The sequence below is a fragment of the Microbacterium sp. 18062 genome (assembly GCF_902706225.1).
Lineage (GTDB): Bacteria > Actinomycetota > Actinomycetes > Actinomycetales > Microbacteriaceae > Microbacterium.
The window spans coordinates 65,611-87,585 of the sequence record NZ_CACSKB010000011.1; the positions used below are offsets into that span (position 1 = coordinate 65,611).

The window sequence follows — 21,975 nt, forward strand, 5'->3', positions numbered from 1 at the left end:
ACGCACTAGATGTGATTCATGCGTTAGGACGAGGCGACCGCGGCGCCCTCCTCATTCGTTCCGCTGCATCCAGCGCCCGCGCGGGCACGCCTGGGGGCGCGCGAGAGTCAGCGCCTTGCGGCTTCGTTGTCGCCCACGCCTGGGCGCAGATCGAGCGCCCAGACCCGTGTGTGCAGGACGGTCCCGCGGAAAGGAAAGTCGCGTTCACCGAGGTCATCGAAACCCGCCGTCCGGCAGAGAGCGTTGGACGCCGCATTGTGCACGGACGGGTAAGCGAACAGGCGCTTGCCTGGCGGTGCCTTTTCCACAACGAACTGGATGAGTGTGCGGAGTGCCGCGCCGGCGATGCCCTGTCCCTGCCATTGTGGCAGCACGTTCCAGCCCGTCTCGTGCGCAGCTTCTCCGCCGTGTTCGATCGGCCAGAACCCGATGCCGCCAGCCGGTTCGCCATCGGCCTGGATCGCGAACATCCATGTCTCGCCGCTCGAGTTCAGCCGCAGGTAGCGCTCGTGTCGTCGGTGCACCTCCTCGTCGCTCTCTGGTCCCCCGAGACCCCGCGTCATGGCCGCGGTGTTGGCCTCGATCAGGAGAGAGAGGTGCTGCGGCGCCCAAGGCTCCAAAGTCACGATTGCCATGAACGTAGGCTAGGTCCCACCTCCGACACCTGACTCGCAGAGCTGCTGGTGAGGAGTGCTGGACCGTCGTGGTCGGTGACATCGTCACTCATCGGAACTTCTAGTTCGAGAATGGATGGTGACCAGGCAGGCCGAAGGCTCCCGGCGTAGCAGGAGGTCGTTGACGAGCACGCGATAGCGGATCGGCCGCAGCGTTGCCGGACCGTGCCTGTCCGGCTCCGGGATCGACTTCTTGGCGGCTCATAGCAGGGAGGTGCGTCGTGCAGTCGGCCGTCTGCGAGGTCAGCCCGACCGCCGACGGCCCCTCGGGTGTCGTCGGCGATCCGTTCTCTGAGAGTTCAGGCGGCGAATCGCGCGCCGACCAGCCGCTCGGATTCCTCCCAGAGTCTGCGCGCGTCGTCCATGCTCTGCATCGGCGTCCACAGCGTCTGTCGTGCGGGTGGCCCGCCGATCGTGCGTTTCGGTCCGTAGAACTGGTCTCCTTGCGACGCGGGGTCGGTCGCGGCCATCACGGCGGGCAGGGCGGCGCTGTCCACGGTGCCCGCGATGCCAAGGCGGGAGAGCACGCGGATCATGCGGCGTCCGCCTGTCTCCCGATCGCGGCCCATGCCGGGCTGTGCGGCGAGGAGGTTGGTGGGTGAGACTCCGGGGTGGGACATGTTGCTGGAGATGCCCCATCCGGCGGCTCGGCTGCGGGCGTCGAGCTCGCGGGCGAATAGGGCCACGGCGATCTTGGACTGGCTGTAGGCCTTCATGACGTCGTAGCTGGCCTTCCAGTTGAGGTCGGCCCAGTTGACCTCGCCGCTGCGGGCGGCGATGCTCGTCTGGTGGGTGACCCGGGCTCCGCCTTCTCGAAGCAGTGGCAGCAGGCCGAGGGTGAGGGCGAAGTGGCCGAGGTGGTTGGTGCCGAACTGGAGCTCGTGCCCGTCCTTCGTCTCCTGCCGGTTGGGCGGTGTCATGACGCCTGCGTTGTTGATGAGGACGTCGATCGCGCGACCCTCTGCGTTGAGCTGGTCCGTCAGGGCGGCGACCGAATCCAAGGACGAGAGGTCGAGGGTGCGGGTCGTGACTTTCGCGCCCGGGGCCTGGCTGCGGATGCGGGCTGCGGCGCTCTCGCCTTTCGCGGCGGAGCGCACGGGCATGATGACTTCGGCACCTGCATGGGCGAGGCGGGTGGCGATGACCTCTCCGATGCCGTCGCTCGCACCGGTGACGACCGCGAGCTTGCCCGTCAGATCGGGGACGGATGTGTCGGGTGTGCGTGTCATGAGGTGTCCTTCGTTGCGTGGCGTGTGGCCACGGGTCGGCGTGTGAGAACCACACTGCGTCATCGGCCGCCGCGCAATCAGGGCCGGCATATCCACTGATCGCCGATCAGTGCCACAGCCGATCGCTCTGCCCCGGTCGCTGGGGAGGCTCGTTTGCCGAGGGGTGGATCGACAGGGCGTGGCTATCGTCCCGTCCCGAAGGATAGAAAGGAGACACGTGCATCGCACTGATGGGGAAGGGAACGCGGTGATCGATCGGCTCGGGCTGGCGACCTTCCTCCGGCATCGGAGGGAATCCCTCCAGCCCGAGGATGTCGGGTTGCCGCGCGGACCGCGGCGTAGGACGAACGGGCTGCGGCGCGAGGAGGTCGCGTCGCTGTGCCACATGTCGACCGACTATTACGCCCGCCTGGAGCGCGGGACGGGACCCCAGCCCTCGCAGCAGATGATCGCATCGATCGCTCAGGGTCTGCATCTCTCGCTGGACGAGCGGGATCACGTGTTCCGACTCTCGGGCCACAACCCGCCTGCGCGTGGGGCGGACGGCGATCACATCAGCCCGGGCCTGCTGCGCATCCTCGACCGCCTCCACGACACTCCCGCCGAGATCGTCACCGAACTCGGCGAGACGCTCCGCCAGACCCCGATGGGGATCGCTCTCACCGGCGACGCCACCCGGTTCACAGGCCGTGAGCGCAGCCTCGGCTACCGCTGGTTCACCGACCCCACGGCCAGGGACGCGTACCCCTCCCAGGATCGCGTCCTGCTCTCACGGGTGTATGCCGCCGGCCTGCGCGAGGTCGCCACGGTGCGCGGTCCAGGATCACGCGCGGAACGACTAGCCGACGCTCTCCGCGCGCATAGCGAGGAGTTCCGTGACCTCTGGGACGCTCACGAAGTCGGCGTCCGCCCCACCGAGGTCAAGCGCTTCACACACCCAGAGGTCGGGACACTGGAACTCCACTGCCAGACGCTCCTCGACCCCGACCAATCCCACCGCCTGCTCGTCTACACGGCCGTACCCGGCAGCGAAAGCCATCAGAAACTGCAGCTGCTCTCTGTCATCGGCGCACAGTCCATAACGTGAGCTCCACCTCATTCGTCATTCGCCGGTGACGGAGGGAAGTTCCTACACTCACCATCCGGAAGAGCTCGACGTGCTCACTGGAGCCTTCACCAGCACCTCCGCGGGGGCGACGACGTACTGCGCCGCCGCGCCGTCCGCGCCCATGGGGGCGGGCTGGTCTGCCGGCTCCGAGGCGACGTCCACCTGTGGCCCGAACTCGGGAGGTCTCTCGCCGAGACACCCATCCTGGCAAACCACCCCGGCGACGAGCGGCGCGTGAGCAGCTCAGCGCGCCCCGGGCGTGGTGCCGGCGGCGTATCCGCTCGGCGGGACGAGCGGCGTGTGCTGCGGGCGCCACACCGACCCGTCCCACGCGAGGACGCCGTACCAGACCGGGGTCAGCAGGATCGCGAGGAGGTAGAAGACGCCTGGCTTGCCGAACGCCGTCTGGATCTTGATTCCGGCGATGATGAGGAAGATGAGATAGGGAATCGTGCCGATGACCGGGATCAGCCCGACGAGCACCCACCAGCCCTTCTGCCCGCCCAGTTGCAGCAGTCGCCAGACGTTGAAGAAGGGTACCCACGCCGGCCAGGCCGCGAGTCCTGCCTTGCGGAAGATCCCCATGACGGCGAACCCGTAGAACAGGTATGAGACGAGGGAGCCCGCCAACGACCAGAGGTAGGCGTAAGTCAGATCGGTCGACAATGCGATGGTGTCCACGTGGATGTCCTCCGGTGTTGGGGTTCGGTGTTCTCTCGGTGGCGTTTCGGGATCGGTGTTCGTCTTGTCATCCGTCGAGGACGGGCAGCTTCAGGCGCGAGGTCGCGGCGACGGTGTTGATCGTGCTCGTGCCGACGCTCGCGTGCCGGAATCCCATGATCGCCGGCGTGTCGTCCGGCTGATCGTCGCCGATGAGCGTCAGACGGATGCGGTGTCCGGCCGCGAAGCGTCGTGCGTTCGGGACGAGCGGGACGCGGTATCGCACCTGCTCGCCGAGGGGGACGGCGACGGGCGTGCGGCAGGCCAGCACCGGGGCGCCCGGTTCGCTGGCCTCCTCGTCCACCGCGCGGAGGGATGCGCGCAGGTATCCGGCGGTGACGGGTTGCTCGGCGCCGTCGGGCGCGACGTCCATGAGCACGGCGATCCAGGCGAGGTCGGATGCGGTCGCCGTCGCGTCGAGGGTGAGTTCGATGTCGCCCGCGATGTCGAGGTCGGTCGTCAGCGGTTCGCTCGTCCAGGTCAGCGACGACGGCGGGTCGGTGGGGCTCGCGACGGCACGGTTCAGGCCCGCGCCGAGCGTCATGAAGGTGCGGTCGCCGTCGACTGCGGCATCCGGTGCGAGCGACCCGTCGGCCGCGAGGAGCCACTCCTGGAGCCTCGAGCTCGCGGGCGGCCACGTGTCGGCAGTGTGCCACTCGTCGTCGCCGGGGAGCGCGTAGCGGATGCGGGGGCCGTCGAGGATGCCGGTGTCACGGCCTTTGAGCCAGTGGTCGTACCAGGCGAGGGCCTCGATGTGCAGGCTCTCCCATGGCCAGGTGAGCCCGAACTCACCGAGCATCCCGACCCGTACCTCGGGCGACGAGGTGAGCGCCTGCATGGTCCCGAACGTCGCGGGCAGGTGCAGCGGCACGTTCTCCCAATCGCAGCCCAGGTAGACGGGAACCGTGACCTTGTGCAGCTGTGGGACGAGGTTGCGCTCGTCCCACCATTCGTCTCGCGCGGGGTGCGCGACGACGGCATCGCGCCACAGGTCGTCCCACGGATGCGGGTCGTGGTGCAGGTGCATGAGCCGCTTGAGCATGACGACGGCTGCCTCGCCGTTCATTCGCCCGAACCTCTCGTGCAGCACAGGGGTGTTGAGCATGCGCCGGGCGACGTCGAGGAGCTTGCCCCGCCAGAGCCGGTCGGTCTTGTGGGCGGTGAGACCGACCATCGCCAGGAAGGGGGTGAGGAAGCCGGTGTTCGCGAGGCCGTGGTGGCTGGCGGCCTCGTAGAGATCGGCGGTGACGGCCACCGGCATGATGGCGCGCAGGTGCGGGGGCTGCTCGACGGCGGCCTCGAGCTGGGTCATGGCGAAATAGCTGATGCCGATCATGCCCACGTTCCCGTCGGACCATTCCTGGGCGGCGGCCCACTCGACGAGGTCGTGCACGTCGTGACGCTCCTGCGCGTCGAACATGGTGAACTCGCCGCCGGATCCGCCGGTGCCGCGCAGGTTCGCGATGACGTGCACATAGCCTCGCGGCACGAAGAAGTCGCTCGCGCCGGCCTCGATGAAGCCCATCGGGGCGCCGAGGTCCTGGATCTGACGCGGATACGGGGAGGCCGACACGAGGACGGGGTGCTCGCCGAGGGTGTCGGGTCGCCAGACGTCCACCATGAGCTCGACGCCGTCGCGCATCGGGACGGCGACATCGAAGTCGTGCGTCATCTCGAACGCCGGCTCGGACAGGTTCCGATACTCCCGTCCCGTCGTCTGCGGGCCGTTGAGCCGGCGCTGTCCCGGCTCGATCCCGGCCACTGTCATCGCGGCTCCTCGTCTCTCCCAGGGAGTCTCATCCTAGGATGAGACATTAGTTTCACGCTATGATGAAACAATGTCAAGGGACCCGAGCGACGATGAGGCGCGCGCATCGCCCCGCGGGGGCGTCCCCAGGCCCGGGCCGCGTGAGGATCGCGGTGTGCTGGCCGAGCGCATCCTCGCGGCCGCTCGTGCCGAGTTCTCATCCAGCGGATATCAGGGCACGAGCGTCCGCGCGATCGCGCGGCAGGCCGGGGTCGACCCGGCGCTCGTCTATCACTACTACCGGAGCAAGGACGAGCTGCTGCACGCGTGCCTCCAGGCGCCGCCCGCGATGCTCGAGCGCATCGTTGCGGCATGGTCCTCGCCACGCGGCGAGACAGGGGAGGCGCTTGTGCGGGTGACGATGGCGAACTGGAGCGACCCCGAGGCCTCCGCGCTGCTGAGAACCGTGCTGCTCACGGCCGCGCACCATCCCGAGACCCTCGAGCGCCTCCGTGACCTCATCACCAGGCAGCTCATGGGCCCGGCGCGACTGAGCGACGACGGGGCGGAGTCCCGTGCTCGGGCGAGCTTCATCGCCTCGCAGCTGCTCGGTCTCGGCCTCACCCGCTATGTCTGGAGGATCGAGCCGATTGCGAGCATGCCCGACGACGAGGTCGTCGCTGCGATCGGCCCCACCATCCAGCGTTACGTGGACGGCGACCTCGCGTTCGCGTGATGGGGCACGTCGCGCGGCGCCGGTGGGATGGTGATGGACGATGCACGATCGTCTGATCTTTGGCGAGACGGAGGGACGGGCCATGCTTGGCCCATGGGAACCCGTCAACGCAGGACGCTGTCTCGCTCGGCGTCGTTCGGTCTCGTCGCAGTGGTGCTTGCACTGTCGTTGTGGGCGAGCGGCGCCCCGGCCATGGTGTATCCGGTCTATCTCGATCAGTGGCACGCGACTCCGCTGCTCACCACCGCGTTGTTCGCCACCTATCCGGTGGCGCTCGTCCTCGCGCTCATTCTGTTCGGCTCCCTCTCGGACGTGATCGGGCGTCGGCGAGTCATCCTGGCAGGGATGATCCTCGTCGCCTGCGGGACGCTCGTGTTCGTGGCAGCGGGATCGATGGCGTGGTTGTTCGCGGGACGAGTCCTGCAGGGAGTCGGAGTCGGAGTCGCGCTCAGCGCGGCGGCGGCTGCGCTCGCCGAGTTCGACCGGTCCGGGCGAGTCGAGCGAGTCAGCGCGGTGAACACCGTGGCGACCTCGTCGGGTGCGGCTCTCGCGATCCTGGCAGGAGGCGGCCTCGTCCAGTACAGCCCCGCTCCGGCGACCGCGCCGTTCGTCGTGCTGCTCGTCGTCGTCCTCGCCGTGATCGTGGGCGCCTGGTTCCTCCCCGAATCCGCGCGAACCGGCACCCCCTGGCGTCCGGCCCGGCCGGCACTGCCGAGCCGCTCCCGTGGGACGTTCTTCGTCGGCGCCCTCACCGTCGCCAGCGCGTTCATCATGGGAGGCGTGTTCCTGGCGCTGGGTGCGCAGATCGCCCGAGATCTCGTCGGCAGTGACAACGCGCTTCTCACGGGGGCGGTGCTGGCGACCTGGCCCATCGCCGGCATCCCTGCGGCCGTGATCGCCCGACGAGTCAGCGCGCGCAGCGCCGCGCTCGGCGGGGGAGTTCTTGCCGCCGTCGGCTCGCTCATGCTGCTGCCCGCGGGGTCCGACCGATCGCTGGGGCTCTTCCTGGCCGCGAGCATCATCAGCGGACTCGGGTACGGATTGCTGTTCTCCTCCGGCTTCGGGAAGGTGAGCGCATCCGCCACAGTGCCGCACCGCGCCGGGAACCTCGCCGCGATGTACCTGGTCGTCTATCTCGCCCAGGCGGGCGGAGCCGTCGGCATCGGCGCCCTGGCGACCGGCCGGGGACTGGCCGCCGCACTCGCCATCGGCATGCCCGTCATCGCGCTGTTGTGCCTCGGCGCGGCAGTCGCGAATCTCAGCACGAGCGACGGGGGCACCCCGTCGCCCCCGTCGCTCGATCCCGAACCGGAGGACGCGCACTGAACCTCCACGCTCGGCATCGAACTCGCCGGACGGCTCAGAGCCCGGTCGTGCCCTCGGCACTCGAGAACCGCTTCATCGTCGCTGCGGCAGATCCCTGTCCGCTGAGCGATCCCCGCGGCACTCGCACTCGGCGAGCGCGCTCCTCGTAGGAGGGACGCGGGTGAGCGGAGGCGCCGTGGCGATAGAAGTCGGGGGACTGACCAAGCGCTACCGCGAGAAGCTCGTCGTCGGGGCGATCGTGAGGCGCAACCTGCGGCTCTTCTTCCGCGACCGCCTGAACGTCTTCTTCTCCTGAACGTCTTCTTCTCGCTCCTGGGCGCGATCATCCTCTTCGTCCTCACACGCTCTTCCTCGGCAACCTCCAGACCACCAGTCTCGTCGAGACCCTGCCCGGGGACACGGCGGACGGCGTGCAGGCCTTCGTCGACATCCGTCGCCGCATCCGATGATCGCCGTCGTCGCTCGGCCGCTCTGCTCCGTGCGCCCGGGGTGAGGAGCGCCCCGCCGACGTGGGCGGCTCGCTCATGGAGCCGATCTCGCGCCTGCCAGGATGGGGCCATGCGAGCGGCTGCGAGATGGATGGAGCGGCACCAGGTCGCGCTCTATCTGGCCGCGCTCGTTGTCGGGGCCGCCGTGGGCCTGCTCGTTCCCGCGGTCAGCCGGCCGGCGGAGCTCGCGATCAACCCCGTGCTCGGTCTGCTGCTCTACGCGACCTTCCTCGGGGTGCCGTTCGCCGGGATCGGGCAGGCGTTCCGCGACTGGCGCTTCCTCGTCACGGTCCTGATCGTGAACTTCGTGGCCGTTCCGATCGTCGTCTTCGTCCTGTCGCGGATCGTCGCGCACGATCAGGTGCTGTTGGTCGGGGTGCTGTTCGTGCTGCTGACGCCGTGCGTGGACTACGTCATCGTGTTCACCGGCATCGCCGGCGGCGCGAAGGATCGGCTGCTCGCGGCCGCACCGCTGCTGATGCTCGCCCAGATGCTGCTGCTGCCGCTCTACCTGTGGCTGTTCGTCGGCGCCGAGTTCGTCGAGACGGTCGACGTCGCCCCGTTCGTCGAGGCGTTCCTGCTGCTCATCGTCCTGCCCCTCGTCGTCGCCTGGCTCACCCAGCTCGCCGCCGCCCGCACCCGCCCGGGACGACTCGTGCAGGATGTCGTGCTGTGGGCGATGGTGCCGCTGATGATGCTCACCCTCGCCATCGTGGTGGCCTCGCAGATCACCGGGGTCGGACAGCAGCTCGGCGCGCTCCTGCTGGCCGTCCCCGTCTACGTCCTGTTCGCCACGGTCATGGTGCCGATCGGCACCGCAGCCGGCAAAGCCGCCCGACTGGACGCGCCGGCGCGGCGGGCGATCGTGTTCAGCGGTGCGACCCGCAACTCCCTCGTCGTCCTCCCGCTCGTCCTCGCCCTGCCCGCCGCGTTCGACCTCGCCCCGCTCGTCGTCGTCACGCAGACCCTCGTCGAGCTCCTCGTCATGGTCGTCTTCGTCCGACTCGTCCCGCGAGTCATCCCGGTTCGAGACGCACGACCCGCCGCGAGCTCGCGGCCTCTCTAGAGCCGCGTGTTCCCACCCGTGAAGACAACGCTCCTGGTCAGCGGAATGCGGTTCGCACGAGGTCTGCGATCTTCGCGAGGGTGGCGTCGTCGATCTCGTCGAGGAACCAGGCGGACGGGCGCAGCGTGCTGTCGGGTTCGCGTTCGACCGTCGCCTTCTCGGACAGACCGAGGGACATCACGCCGTCGTCGAGGCGGAAGAACACCAGCACCGGTGTGCTGCGCCCGGTGGCGTAGCCGGGCATGCCGTACCAGATCCGTGGCCTGAGCTTCGGCCCGGCCCCGAGGATCGTCTCGTGCAGCCGCGCACCGATCGTCGCGTACGGCTCCGGCCATCCGGCGATCCTGTCGAGGACCGCCTGCAGATCTTTCGTCGCCTTGTCCGTGTTCGTCGTGGACATGGGGAGTGGCCCTTCTCTCGCGCCGCATTCGCGGCATGGCTGACACAACCCGCCCCGGGAGGGGCCGGTTGCGCAATCTCCATCGCGGACGTGTCCTGGCAGATGCCAGTCCTCTCCGCGAATGTGTCAGACGAGCACTTCGTCATCGACTGCGCGAGGGCACGCAGGGTGCCGGCATCGAGGATATCAGGCGCGACCCCCGTCACCGCGGGCCGCAGCCGCGAACAGCGCAGGGGTCGTGCCGAGAACCTTGCGGAAGTGTCGAGTGAGGTGCGGCTGATCGTAGAACCCGGTCTCGGCGGCCACTCGTGCAGGTGCCCGGCCATCGAGCAGCAGTCGACGAGCCCGGTCGATACGGCGGCCCGTGACATAGCGATGCGGCGGGATCCCGTACGCCTCGGAGAAGACCCGCATCAGACGGCTCGGGTGCGATCCGAGAATGCGAGCGGCATCGGCGAGAGTGAACGTCTCGGTCAGCCGCTCATCGAGCAGGCGTCGCAATCGCCGCGCCAAGGGCGCATCGCCCGTCGTCGGTGCCGCGGGTTCGCCGAGGTGTGCCTTCGCGAGGCCGTGCAGCAGGAGGATGCCGTGTTCGGCCTCCAGCACGTCCGCCGGAGACGCGAGCGCGGAGTGGACGCGGTCGACGGCGGTCGTCGCGCGGGGGTCGCGCAGGGTCGGGGAAGCCACGGCGGCGCCGGCGGCTCGGGAGGGCAGCCACGCCGCGTCGAGGTACAGCACGCGCTTGCGAAAGCGCACGCCCGGCGTCGCGGAGCGGCCGTCGTGGGGCACGTGCGGGGGCAGCAGGGTGACCGTCGCAGGAGTCGCGCGGTGCGCGGTGCGATCGAGGTCGTAGGCGACCGCCCCTTCGTCGATGACCAGCACCGCCCACGAATCGTGGGTGTGGGCGGGGTAGGCGTGATGCTCGAAGGTCGCGTGCAGAACCTCCTGGACCACGGGCACATCGGGGTGCCATGCCCGGAGCGACTCGACCATGCGACAAACGTACAAGCCCTCGAGGCGCCGATGGCGGAGAGTCGGAGGATGGATGCCAACACCGCAGAGCACGGCCTCGGGGTCGAGCCGCCCGCCCAGATCCGTTTCGACACCAGGGTCGCGGTGCTGCTGCGCTCCGGCCTGCTGCCGTGGCAAGAGCTCAACGTCACGGCGTTCCTGATGAGCGGTGTCGCGACCAGCGCCGCCGATCTGGTCGGCGAGCCGTACCGGGACCGCGACGGCAACGAGTACCTGCCGATGCTTCGCCAGCCCGTGCTGGTCTTCACGGCCGGCCTCGCGGCTCTGGCGACGGCGAGAGCGAAGGCGCTCGATCGCGGCATGGCGGTCGCCGTCTACACCCGCGATCTCTTCTCGACCTCCCACGACGAGGCCAATCGAGCCGCCGTCGCGGCGGTGTCCGCCGCTGAGCTCGAGATCGTCGGACTCGCGATCCGGGGCCCTCGCAACGCGGTCGACCGCATCACGAAGAGCGCGTCGAAGCACGTCTGACAGCGGCGAGTCCCACGCGCATCGTCGTGCACTCGCATGCCCGGACGCCGCCGTCGGCATCGAGCGGGAGCAGCCGATCATCCGCTCTCATCAGTGGGAGGGGCGCGGCCTCCGCGCGCAGTGCGCCGTGACCCGAGGACGCGCGATGGAGGTCGGGAGAGAGTCAGGGCGCGAGATGTTTCGTTCCTGTGAAGACTTCCTGGTATGCGGCTGCCGGTCTGGAGCATCTCGCTAGCGTGAACGCATGACCGTCGTCCCGCCTCTCGCCTTCGCTGCGTTCGCGACGGGCCGGGCACTCACCGCTGCCGCGCGCGACGAGTCGCCGCGGCCTCTGCCGACGATCCAACGTGTGCTCGAAGAGCTCGGCACCACGTTCCTCTCACCTCTTGCACCGATCCCGGCGCCACGCAGGCGCGTCGGCGGGGTGGTCGTGTTCGACCCGCTGGACGACCAGGCGGTTCCCGACGGCGCCGTCGTGCTCGCCGTCGGCATGGCAGCGGGCGCCGATCTCCGCGCTGCGCTCGCCGAGATCGCGACGCACGGGGCGGCGGCGGTCGTGCTGCGCGAGCCGGTGCTGCTCGACGACGACACGCTGAAGAAGGCGCAGGAATGCGAGCTGGCGCTCCTCGGACTCACCCGGGGAGCGTCCTGGACGCAACTGAGCGCGATGGTCTCCGCTCTGCTGACCGGGCCGGACGAGTCGGATGAGGGCGGGCCCCCCACGGGCGACCTGTTCACGCTCGCGAACGCCATCGCCGGCCTCGTGGACGCCCCGATCACGATCGAGGACCGCAACTCGCGTGTGCTGGCGTTCTCCAGCAGACAGGACGGGGCCGATTCGTCGCGTATCGAGACGATCCTGGAGCGTCAGGTGCCTGAGCGGTATGCGCGGCTGCTGACGGAGGCGGGCTTCTTCAAGGAGCTCTACTCCTCGGAGGCCCCGGCGTACATCCAGCTCCACTCGGACGGGACGGACTTCAAGCTCCGATGCGCGATCGCGGTCCGCGCGGGCGGGGAGATCCTCGGATCGATCTGGGCCGCCGTCACCGAGGAACTGAGCGCCGAACGCACGAACGCTCTCGGCGACGCCGCGAAGGTCGTCGCGCTGCACCTGCTGCGATTGCGTGCGGGCGCCGATGTCGAGCGTCGGCTCCAGGCCGATCTGCTCAGCACCGCGCTGGAGGGACGCGTGGGGTCCGCGTACGCGCTCGATCGGCTCGGCATCGCGGACGCGCCCGTGGTGGTGCTGGCAGCCGGCATCGAAGACATCGATGACGGCCTCGACGGCGCGGGGGACCGTCACGCTCAGCGTCAGCGGATCGCCGACGCGATCTCCATGCATCTGTCCGCCGTGCATCCCCGGGCGAGCGCTGCGCTGCTCGGCAGCACCATCTATGGGCTGCTGCCGGTGAGCTCCGCCCCCGGGGGCGAAGGGCGGGTCCTCCGGCTGGCGGAGGACTTCCTCGCACGGATCGGTCCCCGTCTGCCGGTCATGATCGGGATCGGACGCGTGGCGGACGGCCCGGCCGGGATCGCGCGCTCGCGCGAGGGCGCCGAGCGTGCACTGCGCGTGCAGCTCGAGCACGGCCCCGGTTCATCGCGCGTCGCGCTGTTCGAGTATGTGCATGTCGAGTCCTTGCTGCTCGAGCTTCGCGATCGCGTGCGGGAGAGCGGGGAACAGGCGACCGGCCCGGTGGCGCGGCTGCTCGCGCACGACCGCGCGAGCGACACTGCGTTCGTCGCGACCCTGCGGGCATGGCTCGATCACTTCGGCGACGCCACGGCAGCCGCGGAGTCGCTGCACATCCACACGAACACGTTCCGTTACCGACTGCGTCGTCTCGCCGAGGTCGGACGGATGGACCTGGGGGATCCCGAGGTCCGATTCTCCGCTCAGCTGCAGCTGCGCATCATCCCCGAGCTCGCGGCCCACGGCTGAGCGCCGTCTCGCGATGACTCAGACGCCCACGTCGACGACAGCGGTGCGGTACCGCTCGAGCCGCTCGCGGTCGACCTCGACTCCGAAGCCGGGGCCGGTCGGCACGTCGACGACGCCGTCGTGCATGCGGATCGGCGCGGTGACGATGTCGTCGGCGAAGAAGCGGTCGGACCCCGAGATGTCTCCGGGCAAGGTGAAGCCCGGCAGCGCGGCGAGCGCGGTGTTGGCCGCGCGACCGACGCCGGTCTCCAGCATCCCGCCGCACCACACCGCGATCCCGTGGGCGCGAGCGATGTCATGGATGCGGCGCGCCTCGAGATAGCCGCCGACCCGGCCGGGCTTGACGTTGATGATCGCCGCGGCTCCCAGGGCGATCGCGTCCACGGCGCTCTCGGCCGAGACGACCGACTCGTCGAGGCAGATGGGGGTGCGCAGCTGGCCCGCCAGTTGCGCATGCTGGCGAAGATCAGCCTCGCCGAGCGGCTGCTCGATGAGCAGGAGACCGAAGTCGTCGAGGCGCTGCAGATGCGCGGCGTCGACCAGGGTGTACGCGGCGTTCGCGTCGACCTGGAAGGGCAGATCATCGCCGAACTCGCGGCGGACCGCGGCGACGTGCGCCAGGTCCGCGCCGGGGCGGATCTTGAGCTTGATGCGTGCGTATCCCTCGTCGACGTAGCCGCCTACCGCGCGGACCGTGGCCTCGACCGAGTCCTGGATGCCCACCGACACGCCGGAGGGGACGGCGCGGGCCACTGCGCCCAGATACGAGGCGAACGACCGCCCCTCGGCGCGCAGCTGCGCGTCCAGGACCGCCATCTCCACCGCGGCCTTGGCCATCGGATTGCCCACGATCGCGCGCAGATGGTGCCCCACCGTCTCGGCGGTGAGGACGTCGACCGCGAACAGCAGCGGCGCGATCCATCGCGCCACCACATCCGCCGAGCCGTCCAGATACTCGGCCGAGTAGTACGGGCGGTCGAGGGCGACGTTCTCGCCCCACCCGGTGACGACCCGGCCGTCGGCGATCTCCAGCTCCGCCTCCACGAGGAAGCAGCGCTTGTGCGTCTGCGTCATGAAGGACGTCGTGAAGGGGGAGACCAAGGGCATCCGAAGATGGTGCATGCGCAGGCTGAGCAGTTTCATGTGTCACCTTTCCGGTGGAGCTCGTAGTGCCCCGATCGTGTGAAGTCCGTCACCGTCCACCCCCGGGCGAGCAGGTCGCGGAGCGCCGCGCGCACCTCGAGCCGCCAGCGACGCGCCAGACCCGGATCCTCCTGACGAAGGGAGGACACATCGGCGGGCACGGCCACGAGCACGCGCGACGACGGGTCGCCGGGCCTGACGTATCCGGTGGGCTCTCCCGCGACATCCGCGACGGCCAGATGGCCATGCAGGGACGTGGGCTCCTGCGTCGCACGCACCCGCGGCTCCGCCCGGAGGTCCCAGCGCACGAAGAGGCGGTCCGAGTGGTGCCCCACGTTGATCGCGTCGGTCATCTCGCCGTAGAAGTCCGGGAGGTACTCCACGACGTCGGCGCCGAGGCTGCGGATGTTGAAACCCGCGTTGCGGGCGACGAGGGGGTCGTACGTCCACGTCATCGCGTCGATGCCGTGCTCGAGACACCACGCGCGCTGGGCGAGCTTGATCGCCCGCCCGCGCCCGCGGCCGACCGAATGCGGCAGCAACCCCACGATGTGAGAGTGGAACGGGGTCCCCGGGGGTCCGCAGAACCCCACGGCGGCGCCCGCCGGCTCCCCGTCGACGAGCGCGACGGCCACGAGATTGCCCGCATGCGCGATCGCGACCAGAAGCGCCGGATCGATCATCGCGGTGTCGCTCGCGCCCCACACCTCGGTGAGCACGGCCGACGCCGTCCTGGTCCGGGCGGGGTCGTGCGCCCACTCCAGCACGAGGCCGGCGCGCTCGAGCGCGTCATCGGCGAGGGCGCGCGCCTCGGCGGCGCGCGAGATCCCGCCGCCCGAGGAGGCGACGGTGCCGTCCTGAGCGAGCGCTGCCGTGGCGGTGTCGTCGCGGGACCTCACCGGACGCGATCCGAGACGCGCGGGGGCAGGGCGGGCAGGAGTGAGTGCATAGGAATCAGGATCGCCAGCGTGGCGTCGCGACGCATTGTCGGATCCGACGAACGGCACCCATGAAGGTTGTCCTCCCGGATGAACCCGGACCGACGGCGCCTTCGTACGGTCGTGCTATGTCAACCTCCTCCTCCGCGACGGACGACCTCCGCTCTTGGCTGAACACCGAGCTTGCGCGCCTCATCGCCGCGCACGGCGTGCCGGGCGCCGCCGTCGGCGTGCTCATCGACGATGAGACCATCGACTCCGCCGCCGGCCTGCTGCACCTCGGCACCGGAGTCGAGGCCGACACGGACTCGCTGTTCCAGATCGGCTCCATCACGAAGGTCTGGACCGCCACCCTCGTCATGCAGCTCGTCGACGAGGGGCTGCTGGACCTGGACACGCCGATCCGCGCGTACCTTCCCGAGTTCCACATCGCCGACGAGGACGCCGCAGCGGCGATCACCGCCCGACACCTGCTCTCCCACCGTGCGGGATTCGAGGGAGATCTGTTCACCGACACCGGACGCGGTGACGACTGCGTGCAGAAGTACGTCGCGACGCTCGCGGACACCCCCCAGCTGTTCCCGCCGGGGGAGCGGTTCTCCTACAACAACGCCGGGTACGTGGTGCTCGGCAGACTCGTCGAGGTGCTGCGCGGCGCCCACTGGGAACGCGTCCTGACCGAGCACCTGATCGAACCGCTCGGCCTGCGGCACGCCGCGCCGGGGCCGTACGAGGCCATCATGCACCGCGTCGCCCAAGGACACGTCGCCGATCCCGAGGGAACCCTGGTCCCCGCCCCGATGTGGAGCCTCGTGCGCTCCAACGGACCCGCGGGAGCGAGCCTGTCGATGACGGCGCGCGATCTCCTCGCGTTCGCACGCATGCACCTGGCGAACGGACAGGCCGCAGACGGCCGGCGGGTGCTCTCCGAAGAGTCGGTCGGTGCCATGCGGGAGATCCACGCCGAGGTTCCCGACCTCGGCCTGCTCGGCAACGCGTGGGGTCTCGGATGGGAGATCGACGAGACGACCGCGGGCCGTGTCGTCTCGCACGACGGCAACACGATCGGCCAGAGCGCCTTCCTGCGCATCCTCCCCGCACGGGGGATCGCGATCGCGCTGCTCACGAACGGCGGAGACTCCATGGCCCTCTACCGCGAGCTCTTCGGCGCCCTGTTCGACCGGCTCACCGGGGCCGAGCTCCTCAAGCCACTGCCCACACCGCCCGATCTCGAGGAAACGCTCGAAGAGACGGAGGCGGCCTACTACGTCGGCACCTACTCCGCCTCCATCCTCGACATGATCGTCACCCGAGACGACGAGGGCCGACTGTGGGTGGACGAGGTGCCCAAGGGAGCGTTCGCCGAGCTCGCCCAGCCGCAGCAGCGCACCCGCCTCGTGCCTTATCACGACGGCAGTCTCATCACGCTGGAGAAGCGGATGGGGACGCACTTCGTCTACGCGTTCGTCGGGGTCGACGGGGAACCCGCTCGCTTCCTCCACACCGGCCGCGCCATGCCGCGTCACCCCTGATCCCATCGAGCACCACCCGTGCGTCGGTCCCGGTTCGCACGGCCCGCCTCCACCGAAGGACACCGAATGAACATGCTCCCGCCTCCGCCGGGCACCCGCCGCACGGCGTTCGCCGCACTCTCTCTGGCCGGCGTCGTCGCGCTCGCCGCCTGCTCGGGCGGCGGAACCGACGGGGACGCCGAGTACGTCGACGGCGGCACCTTCGTGTTCGCGCTCGCCAGCGACCTCGGCGCGCTCGACCCGCATCTGGCCATCACCGGCTCCGGGCTGAACGCCGCGCGGTTCGCCTACGACCAGCTCGTGGGTCTCGACGCCGACAACACCATCGTGTCGAACCTCGCATCCGACTGGAGCGTCGACGGCACCACGGTCACCCTCACCCTGCGCGACGATGTCACGTGCGCGGACGGCTCGGCCTTCACCGCCTCGACGGCGGCGGCGAACATCGACTTCATCGCCGATCCCGCCAATGCGAGCCCGCTGCTGGCGGTGTACGTGCCCGCGGGGGTCACCACCGACGCCGATGACGACACCGGCACCCTCACCCTGACCCTCGCCTCACCCGCACCCTTCGTCCTCGAAGGCCTCGCGGGCGTGCCGATGGTCTGTGAGGCGGGCTTGGCGGATCGCAGCCTCCTCGCCTCCGAGACACAGGGCACCGGAGCGTACGTGCTCACCGAGGCCGTGGCCAACGACCGCTACACCTACGAGGTGCGCGACGGTTACACGTGGGGTCCCGATGGGGCGAGCACCGACGAAGAGGGACTGCCGGCCGTCGTCGAACTCCGGATCGTGCCCAACGAGACGACCCTCGCGAACCTGCTGCTGTCCGGCGAGGTGAACGCCGGCTCCGTGCTCGGACCCGACGCCGCACGCCTCGAGCCGCTGTTCTCCGTCGAGAACCGCGCAGTCACCGGCGAACAGTGGTTCAACCACGCTCCCGGCAACGTGACGGCGGAGCTCGCCGTCCGCACGGCACTCACGCAGGCGCTCGATCTCGACGAGCTCGCCAACGTCATCACCTCCGGCGAAGGCGAACGCGCCACGCAGCTCGCCGTCGTCGAGCCGACCACGTGCCAGGGCGGCGACTTCACCGCGGCCTTCCCCGCCTTCGACCCGGACGCTGCGGCCCAGGCGCTTGAGCAGGCCGGATGGACCGAGGGCGCCGGCGGTGTGCGCGAACGCGACGGACGACCTCTGTCGATCTCCTTCATCCACGACTCCGCTCTCGGCTCCGGCGGGGCCGCCGCCGCGGAGCTCGCCGTCGCGGCATGGACCGAGATCGGCATCGACGTGCAGGCGAGCACCCTGCCCACCGACGAGCTGGCGGGGATCCTGTTCGGCGGCGGCTCGTGGGACGTCGTCTGGGAGCCGTTGAACGTGAACAGTCCTGATCAGATCGTCGGTCTCATCAGCGGGCCGCCGCCCGCGGAGGGAGGCTCGAACTTCGCCTCGATCGCGAACGAGGCGTACGACGCCGGCGTCGCCGACGCCATGAGCCTCATCGGCGCGGACAGCTGCGACGCCTGGTTCGCCGCGGAGGAGGCACTGGTCGCCGACCTCGACGTCCTGCCCTTCGCCAACACCGTCCAGTCGCTGTACGGCAGCGGAGCCGAGTTCCGCTGGCCCGGGACGATCGACCCGACCAGCATCCGGATGACGCGCTGACGCGCCGATCGAATCCGGGTGCCCCGTGAACGCACGGGGCACCCGGACCGTGAAGGAAGACGAGGATCCCCCCACCGTGATGAGCGAAACGGCCACCTTCCCCGCGGCGACCACGCCCGCGTGGACCCGCAACCGCTGGGTACGCTTCGCGGTGCGTCGCGGCGGACGCCTGCTGGTCTCGCTGTGGGTCCTGGTCACGGCGGCGTTCCTCATGATCCACCTCGTGCCCGGAGACCCCGTACGCGCCGCCCTGGGGCCGACCGCCTCGGCGCAGCTCATCGAACAGACGCGCGTCAATCTCGGCCTGGACGGGCCTCTGATCGAGCAGTACGTCCGATTCCTCGGCGGTCTGCTCGTCGGCGACCTCGGCACCTCGATCCAGTACCGGCTGCCCGCCGTGGAGGTCATCGGCGCACGGCTGCCTGCGACGCTCGCTCTGGGGGCGGCGGCGTTCGTCGTCGCCGTGGTGATCGCGGTCCCCCTCGGCGCCGCGGTCGCGGTGCTGACACGGCGCGAGCGCAACCGCGCCGTCGAGCTCGGCTTCGCCTCCACGAGCGTGGTCCTCGCGCTCATCCCCGACTTCGTGCTCGGCGTCGCGCTGGTCTGGGTGTTCGGCGTCACTCTGCAGTGGCTGCCGGTGGCCGGCGCCTCCGGCCCGGCGTCATACGTCCTGCCCGTGCTCGCGCTCGCGGTGGGGCCAGCCGCGATCCTCGCGCGCATCGTGCGTGTCGAGCTGCTTGCCGCGCTCGACGCCGACTATGCGCGCACCGCCCGTGCCAAGCGGCTCACCGGCAGGCGGATCGTGCTGCGCCACGCCCTTCCCAACGCCGTGACCGCAGCGCTCACCCTCGGCGGACTCCTCCTCGGGACGATGATCGCGGGCACGGTCCTCGTGGAGAACGTCTTCGCCTGGCCGGGCATCGGCGGAACCGTTTCCGGCTCCATCCTCGCGAAGGACTACCCGGTGGTGCAGGGGATCGTGCTCGTCCTCGGAGCCGGTGTGCTGCTGACCAACACCGTGGTCGACACGATCCTCGCGGTCCTCGATCCCCGCTCGACCATCGGAGAGCAGTGATGCGTGCCCTGCAGACGCTGCGCGGCCCCCTCGGGATCTGCGCCGTCATCATGCTCGCCCTGCTGTTGTCGACCGCTGTGCTCGCGCCCCTCCTCTGGGGCGACGCGGCCGAGGCGACGAACACCTCCGACCTGAACGCCCCGCCCTCGGCGGAGCATCCGGTGGGTACCGACGCCCTCGGTCGCGACCTGCTGCTGCGCACCCTGGTGGCCACGCGTCTGACGATCGTCCTCGCGCTCGGAGCGACGGGCATCGCCCTGGTCATCGGGGTCGTCCTCGGCGCGGCGCCGTTGCTGCTCGGCCGCCGCCTCGGGCGGATCGTGATCGCCGCCGTGAACATCGCCGTGGCCTTCCCCGGGATCCTGCTCGCGCTCTTCATGTCGGTGATCCTCGGTGTGGGCGAGTTCGCTGCGATGTGGGCGATCGGCATCGCGGGCGCCCCGTCCTTCGCCCGGTTCTGCCAGACGCTCATCGCGGGGATCGTCGAACGCGACTTCGTCGCCGCCGCGCGCACCGCCGGTCAGGGGCGCGTGCGCATCCTCATCCGTCACGTGCTGCCCAACATCGCCGAGCCGCTCATCGTGAACGCGACGATCGCCGCCGGCTCCGCTCTGCTCACCTTCGCCGGGCTGTCCTTCCTCGGCCTCGGCGTGCAGGCGCCCGCCTACGACTGGGGCAGGCTGATGATGGAAGGACTCAGCCGGATCTACCTCAACCCGCTCGCCGCCCTCGCCCCCGGCATCGCCGTGGTCCTCGCCGGACTCGCGTTCACCCTCTCCGGAGAGGTCCTCGCCAAGGCCTACGCGGTCGAGACGCTGCCCGGAGCCGTCAGCGGCGCACGCGGCCGCATGCGACGGCTGCGCGAGAGCCGCGCGCACGCGCGATCCGCCGCGGCGCCGGGGGACGGGTCCGACGTGGTGCTGGAGGTCCGCAACCTGCGAGTGAGCCTTCCCGGTGCACACGGCGCCGTGTCCGCCGTCCGAGGCGTGAGCCTCACGCTCGGCGCCGGCGACGCCGTCGGAATCGTCGGCGAGTCCGGCTCGGGGAAGTCGCTCACCGCGCTCGCGATCGCGCAGCTGCTCGAGGAGCCGTTGCGCGTGGAGGCCGACACGATCCGCTTCCACGGCGTCGAGCTGACCGAGCCCGACCGCACCGTCGGTGCGAAGCGGACGCGGCGGCGGCTGCTCGGCGCCTCCCTCGCGATGGTCTTCCAGGACCCCATGACCTCGTTCAACCCGACCATCAGGATGGGCACTCAGCTCGCGGAGGTCTCGCGCTTCCACGGCGGGATGACGTGGAAGCAGGCCCGTGAACAGGCCACGGCCCGGCTCGGCTCGGTTCGCATCCCCTCCCCGGAGCAGCGCGCACGGCAGTATCCCCATGAGTTCTCCGGCGGGATGCGCCAGCGCGCCATGATCGCGATGGGCCTGATGGCGCAGCCGACAGTGGTCATCGCCGACGAGCCCACCACCGCCCTCGACGTCACCGTCCAGAAGCAGGTGCTCGACCTGCTGACCGCGATGCGTCGCGAGAACGGCGTCGCCGTGCTGCTGATCAGCCATGACGTCGCGGTGGTCCGGCAGGTCACCGACCGCATCGTCGTCATGTACGCCGGCCGCATCGTGGAGGAGGTCTCCTCCGACGACCTCGCCGATGCCGCCCGCCATCCCTACACCCGTGCGCTCATCGCGGCGGTACCGGACATGACGACCGACCGTGATGCGCCACTGGCCACGATCCCCGGACGCCCCGTCGGCCCTGCGGACGTGCCCGCCGGGTGCGCATACGCCGCCCGGTGCCCCTTCGCGAGCGCGCGCTGCCGCCAGGACGACCCCGCACTCGCGCCGGCGGCGGACAGCGCGGATCCGCGGCACCGGGTCGCGTGCTGGCATCCGGTCACCTCCGCGGCCGATGTCGAGCGGGCGGAGGCCCCCGTGCCGACGGCGGCACTCCCGATCACGGCGGCGGGGGAGAGACGATCATGAGCGGACTGCGCATCGAGGGACTCACCGTCCGCTACGGCCATGGAGCCGCAGCCCATCTCGCCGTCGACGACGTCACCCTCGAGGTGCCGCCGGGCCGGATCGTCGGCCTCGTGGGCGAGTCGGGCTCGGGAAAGTCGACCATCGCCCGCGCCGCCGTCGGCCTCACACCGATCACGAGCGGGCGCATCCTGCTCGACGGGCAGAACGCGGTCCGGCGCGGACGCCGCCCCGTGCAGATGGTGTTCCAGGATCCCCAGTCCTCCCTCGACCCCCGCATGAGCATCGGACAGTCGATCGCCGAGATGCTGCCCCGGACCATCCCGCGCCGCCAGCGGAAAGCGGAGATCGACCGTCTGCTCGCCCTCGTACACCTCGATCCCGCCCGGCGCGACGCCCGCCCGCGCGAGCTGTCCGGCGGCCAACGACAGCGGGTCGGCATCGCCCGCGCCCTCGCCGCACGACCCGAGATGATCATCGCCGACGAGATCACCTCCGCGCTCGACGTGTCGGTGCAGGGCGCCGTGCTGAACCTGGTGCGCGAGCTTCAGCGGGAGCTGGGCCTGTCGATGCTGTTCATCTCCCATAATCTCGCCGTCGTGCGCTATGTCGCCTCCTCCGTCGCCGTCATGCGGCACGGACGCATCGTCGAGCACGGCGCGGTCTCGAGCGTCCTCGAAGCACCCACCCACCCCTACACC

The 21,975-nt window shown here is 70.1% G+C and carries 21 protein-coding genes; 12 read left to right on the forward strand and 9 right to left on the reverse strand.

Annotated elements, in window-relative coordinates; all coding sequences use genetic code 11:
- Positions 1-107 precede the first annotated feature (107 nt).
- Positions 108-635 carry a GNAT family N-acetyltransferase gene (locus GVL03_RS06165; protein WP_159500115.1) on the reverse strand — a complete coding sequence of 176 codons (528 nt, stop codon included), beginning with the start codon at positions 633-635 and terminating at the stop codon, positions 108-110.
- A gap of 338 nt (positions 636-973) precedes the next feature.
- Positions 974-1,903, reverse strand: coding sequence for an SDR family oxidoreductase (locus GVL03_RS06170; protein ID WP_159500116.1), 930 nt, complete (start codon positions 1,901-1,903; stop codon positions 974-976).
- 247 nt (positions 1,904-2,150) lie between these two features.
- On the opposite strand from GVL03_RS06170, the gene GVL03_RS06175 reads away from it, so the two are divergent.
- Complete coding sequence (locus tag GVL03_RS06175; protein ID WP_159500138.1) at positions 2,151-2,990, forward strand: helix-turn-helix transcriptional regulator; 840 nt, start codon at positions 2,151-2,153, stop codon at positions 2,988-2,990.
- A 48-nt stretch (positions 2,991-3,038) separates the two neighbouring features.
- Here GVL03_RS06175 and GVL03_RS22590 read toward each other — a convergent pair whose 3' ends face one another.
- The 3 genes from GVL03_RS22590 to GVL03_RS06185 all read right to left on the reverse strand — a co-directional run bounded on the left by GVL03_RS22590 (position 3,039) and on the right by GVL03_RS06185 (position 5,499).
- Complete coding sequence (locus GVL03_RS22590; RefSeq protein ID WP_306770315.1) at positions 3,039-3,173, reverse strand: hypothetical protein; 135 nt, start codon at positions 3,171-3,173, stop codon at positions 3,039-3,041.
- Positions 3,174-3,254: 81 nt separating this feature from the next.
- A complete protein-coding gene (locus GVL03_RS06180) occupies positions 3,255-3,692 on the reverse strand; it encodes a DUF5684 domain-containing protein (RefSeq protein WP_159500117.1) in 438 nt (145 codons plus the stop codon).
- Between the two features lie 67 nt (positions 3,693-3,759).
- Positions 3,760-5,499 (reverse strand): CocE/NonD family hydrolase, encoded by a 1,740-nt coding sequence (locus GVL03_RS06185; protein ID WP_159500118.1) that lies wholly within the window; start codon positions 5,497-5,499, stop codon positions 3,760-3,762.
- A 154-nt stretch (positions 5,500-5,653) separates the two neighbouring features.
- On the opposite strand from GVL03_RS06185, the gene GVL03_RS06190 reads away from it, so the two are divergent.
- The 4 genes from GVL03_RS06190 (at position 5,654) to GVL03_RS06200 (ending at position 9,094) form a co-directional block, all read left to right on the forward strand.
- Positions 5,654-6,214: a TetR family transcriptional regulator gene (locus GVL03_RS06190; RefSeq protein ID WP_200847078.1), complete on the forward strand. Its 561-nt coding sequence runs from the start codon at positions 5,654-5,656 to the stop codon at positions 6,212-6,214.
- Positions 6,215-6,307: 93 nt separating this feature from the next.
- A complete protein-coding gene (locus GVL03_RS06195) occupies positions 6,308-7,540 on the forward strand; it encodes an MFS transporter (protein WP_159500120.1) in 1,233 nt (410 codons plus the stop codon).
- Between the two features lie 160 nt (positions 7,541-7,700).
- Positions 7,701-7,835, forward strand: a complete 135-nt coding sequence (locus GVL03_RS22595) for a hypothetical protein (protein WP_306770316.1) — start codon at positions 7,701-7,703, stop codon at positions 7,833-7,835.
- Positions 7,836-8,098: 263 nt separating this feature from the next.
- Positions 8,099-9,094, forward strand: a complete 996-nt coding sequence (locus tag GVL03_RS06200) for an arsenic resistance protein (protein WP_159500121.1) — start codon at positions 8,099-8,101, stop codon at positions 9,092-9,094.
- 37 nt (positions 9,095-9,131) lie between these two features.
- Here the strand turns inward: GVL03_RS06200 and GVL03_RS06205 are convergent, their stop codons facing one another.
- Complete coding sequence (locus tag GVL03_RS06205) at positions 9,132-9,494, reverse strand: DUF1801 domain-containing protein (protein WP_159500122.1); 363 nt, start codon at positions 9,492-9,494, stop codon at positions 9,132-9,134.
- 186 nt (positions 9,495-9,680) lie between these two features.
- On the reverse strand, positions 9,681-10,487 hold the full coding sequence (locus tag GVL03_RS06210; RefSeq protein WP_159500123.1) for an AraC family transcriptional regulator: 807 nt from the start codon (positions 10,485-10,487) through the stop codon (positions 9,681-9,683).
- 48 nt (positions 10,488-10,535) lie between these two features.
- Between GVL03_RS06210 and GVL03_RS06215 the strand changes: the two genes are divergently transcribed.
- Together GVL03_RS06215 and GVL03_RS06220 are read left to right on the forward strand one after the other, a co-directional pair.
- Positions 10,536-10,997: a DUF2000 family protein gene (locus tag GVL03_RS06215; RefSeq protein ID WP_159500124.1), complete on the forward strand. Its 462-nt coding sequence runs from the start codon at positions 10,536-10,538 to the stop codon at positions 10,995-10,997.
- Between the two features lie 244 nt (positions 10,998-11,241).
- The gene (locus GVL03_RS06220; protein WP_159500125.1) at positions 11,242-12,936 is read left to right on the forward strand and encodes a CdaR family transcriptional regulator; all 1,695 of its coding nucleotides are present in this window, start codon (positions 11,242-11,244) and stop codon (positions 12,934-12,936) included.
- An 18-nt stretch (positions 12,937-12,954) separates the two neighbouring features.
- Here GVL03_RS06220 and menC read toward each other — a convergent pair whose 3' ends face one another.
- Together menC and GVL03_RS06230 are read right to left on the reverse strand one after the other, a co-directional pair.
- A complete protein-coding gene (gene menC / locus GVL03_RS06225; RefSeq protein ID WP_159500126.1) occupies positions 12,955-14,079 on the reverse strand; it encodes an o-succinylbenzoate synthase in 1,125 nt (374 codons plus the stop codon).
- A complete protein-coding gene (locus GVL03_RS06230) occupies positions 14,076-14,978 on the reverse strand; it encodes a hypothetical protein (protein WP_159500127.1) in 903 nt (300 codons plus the stop codon). Before GVL03_RS06230 ends, menC begins: the two co-directional genes overlap by 4 nt.
- Positions 14,979-15,145: 167 nt before the next feature.
- Between GVL03_RS06230 and GVL03_RS06235 the strand changes: the two genes are divergently transcribed.
- From GVL03_RS06235 to GVL03_RS06255, 5 genes are all read left to right on the forward strand, one after another.
- Positions 15,146-16,549, forward strand: coding sequence for a serine hydrolase (locus tag GVL03_RS06235; protein ID WP_159500128.1), 1,404 nt, complete (start codon positions 15,146-15,148; stop codon positions 16,547-16,549).
- Between the two features lie 66 nt (positions 16,550-16,615).
- Entirely contained in the window at positions 16,616-18,217 is a 1,602-nt protein-coding gene (locus GVL03_RS06240) for an ABC transporter substrate-binding protein (protein ID WP_159500129.1), read from the forward strand.
- Between the two features lie 79 nt (positions 18,218-18,296).
- The gene (locus tag GVL03_RS06245; protein WP_159500130.1) at positions 18,297-19,292 is read left to right on the forward strand and encodes an ABC transporter permease; all 996 of its coding nucleotides are present in this window, start codon (positions 18,297-18,299) and stop codon (positions 19,290-19,292) included.
- Positions 19,292-21,277: a dipeptide/oligopeptide/nickel ABC transporter permease/ATP-binding protein gene (locus GVL03_RS06250; RefSeq protein WP_159500131.1), complete on the forward strand. Its 1,986-nt coding sequence runs from the start codon at positions 19,292-19,294 to the stop codon at positions 21,275-21,277. Before GVL03_RS06245 ends, GVL03_RS06250 begins: the two co-directional genes overlap by 1 nt.
- A partial coding sequence (locus tag GVL03_RS06255) for an ABC transporter ATP-binding protein (RefSeq protein WP_159500132.1) occupies positions 21,274-21,975 on the forward strand: 702 nt, incomplete at its 3' end. The genes GVL03_RS06250 and GVL03_RS06255, both read left to right, overlap by 4 nt.

Coding starts and splice junctions, on each gene's coding strand:
- GVL03_RS06165 (WP_159500115.1), bottom strand. CDS start 635: ATGGCAATCGTGACTTTGGAGCCTTGGGCGCCGCAGCACCTCTCTCTC.
- GVL03_RS06170 (WP_159500116.1), bottom strand. CDS start 1,903: ATGACACGCACACCCGACACATCCGTCCCCGATCTGACGGGCAAGCTC.
- GVL03_RS06185 (WP_159500118.1), bottom strand. CDS start 5,499: ATGACAGTGGCCGGGATCGAGCCGGGACAGCGCCGGCTCAACGGCCCG.
- GVL03_RS06195 (WP_159500120.1), top strand. CDS start 6,308: ATGGGAACCCGTCAACGCAGGACGCTGTCTCGCTCGGCGTCGTTCGGT.
- GVL03_RS06200 (WP_159500121.1), top strand. CDS start 8,099: ATGCGAGCGGCTGCGAGATGGATGGAGCGGCACCAGGTCGCGCTCTAT.
- GVL03_RS06205 (WP_159500122.1), bottom strand. CDS start 9,494: ATGTCCACGACGAACACGGACAAGGCGACGAAAGATCTGCAGGCGGTC.
- GVL03_RS06210 (WP_159500123.1), bottom strand. CDS start 10,487: ATGGTCGAGTCGCTCCGGGCATGGCACCCCGATGTGCCCGTGGTCCAG.
- GVL03_RS06215 (WP_159500124.1), top strand. CDS start 10,536: ATGGATGCCAACACCGCAGAGCACGGCCTCGGGGTCGAGCCGCCCGCC.
- GVL03_RS06220 (WP_159500125.1), top strand. CDS start 11,242: ATGACCGTCGTCCCGCCTCTCGCCTTCGCTGCGTTCGCGACGGGCCGG.
- menC (WP_159500126.1), bottom strand. CDS start 14,079: ATGAAACTGCTCAGCCTGCGCATGCACCATCTTCGGATGCCCTTGGTC.
- GVL03_RS06235 (WP_159500128.1), top strand. CDS start 15,146: ATGTCAACCTCCTCCTCCGCGACGGACGACCTCCGCTCTTGGCTGAAC.
- GVL03_RS06240 (WP_159500129.1), top strand. CDS start 16,616: ATGAACATGCTCCCGCCTCCGCCGGGCACCCGCCGCACGGCGTTCGCC.
- GVL03_RS06245 (WP_159500130.1), top strand. CDS start 18,297: ATGAGCGAAACGGCCACCTTCCCCGCGGCGACCACGCCCGCGTGGACC.
- GVL03_RS06250 (WP_159500131.1), top strand. CDS start 19,292: ATGCGTGCCCTGCAGACGCTGCGCGGCCCCCTCGGGATCTGCGCCGTC.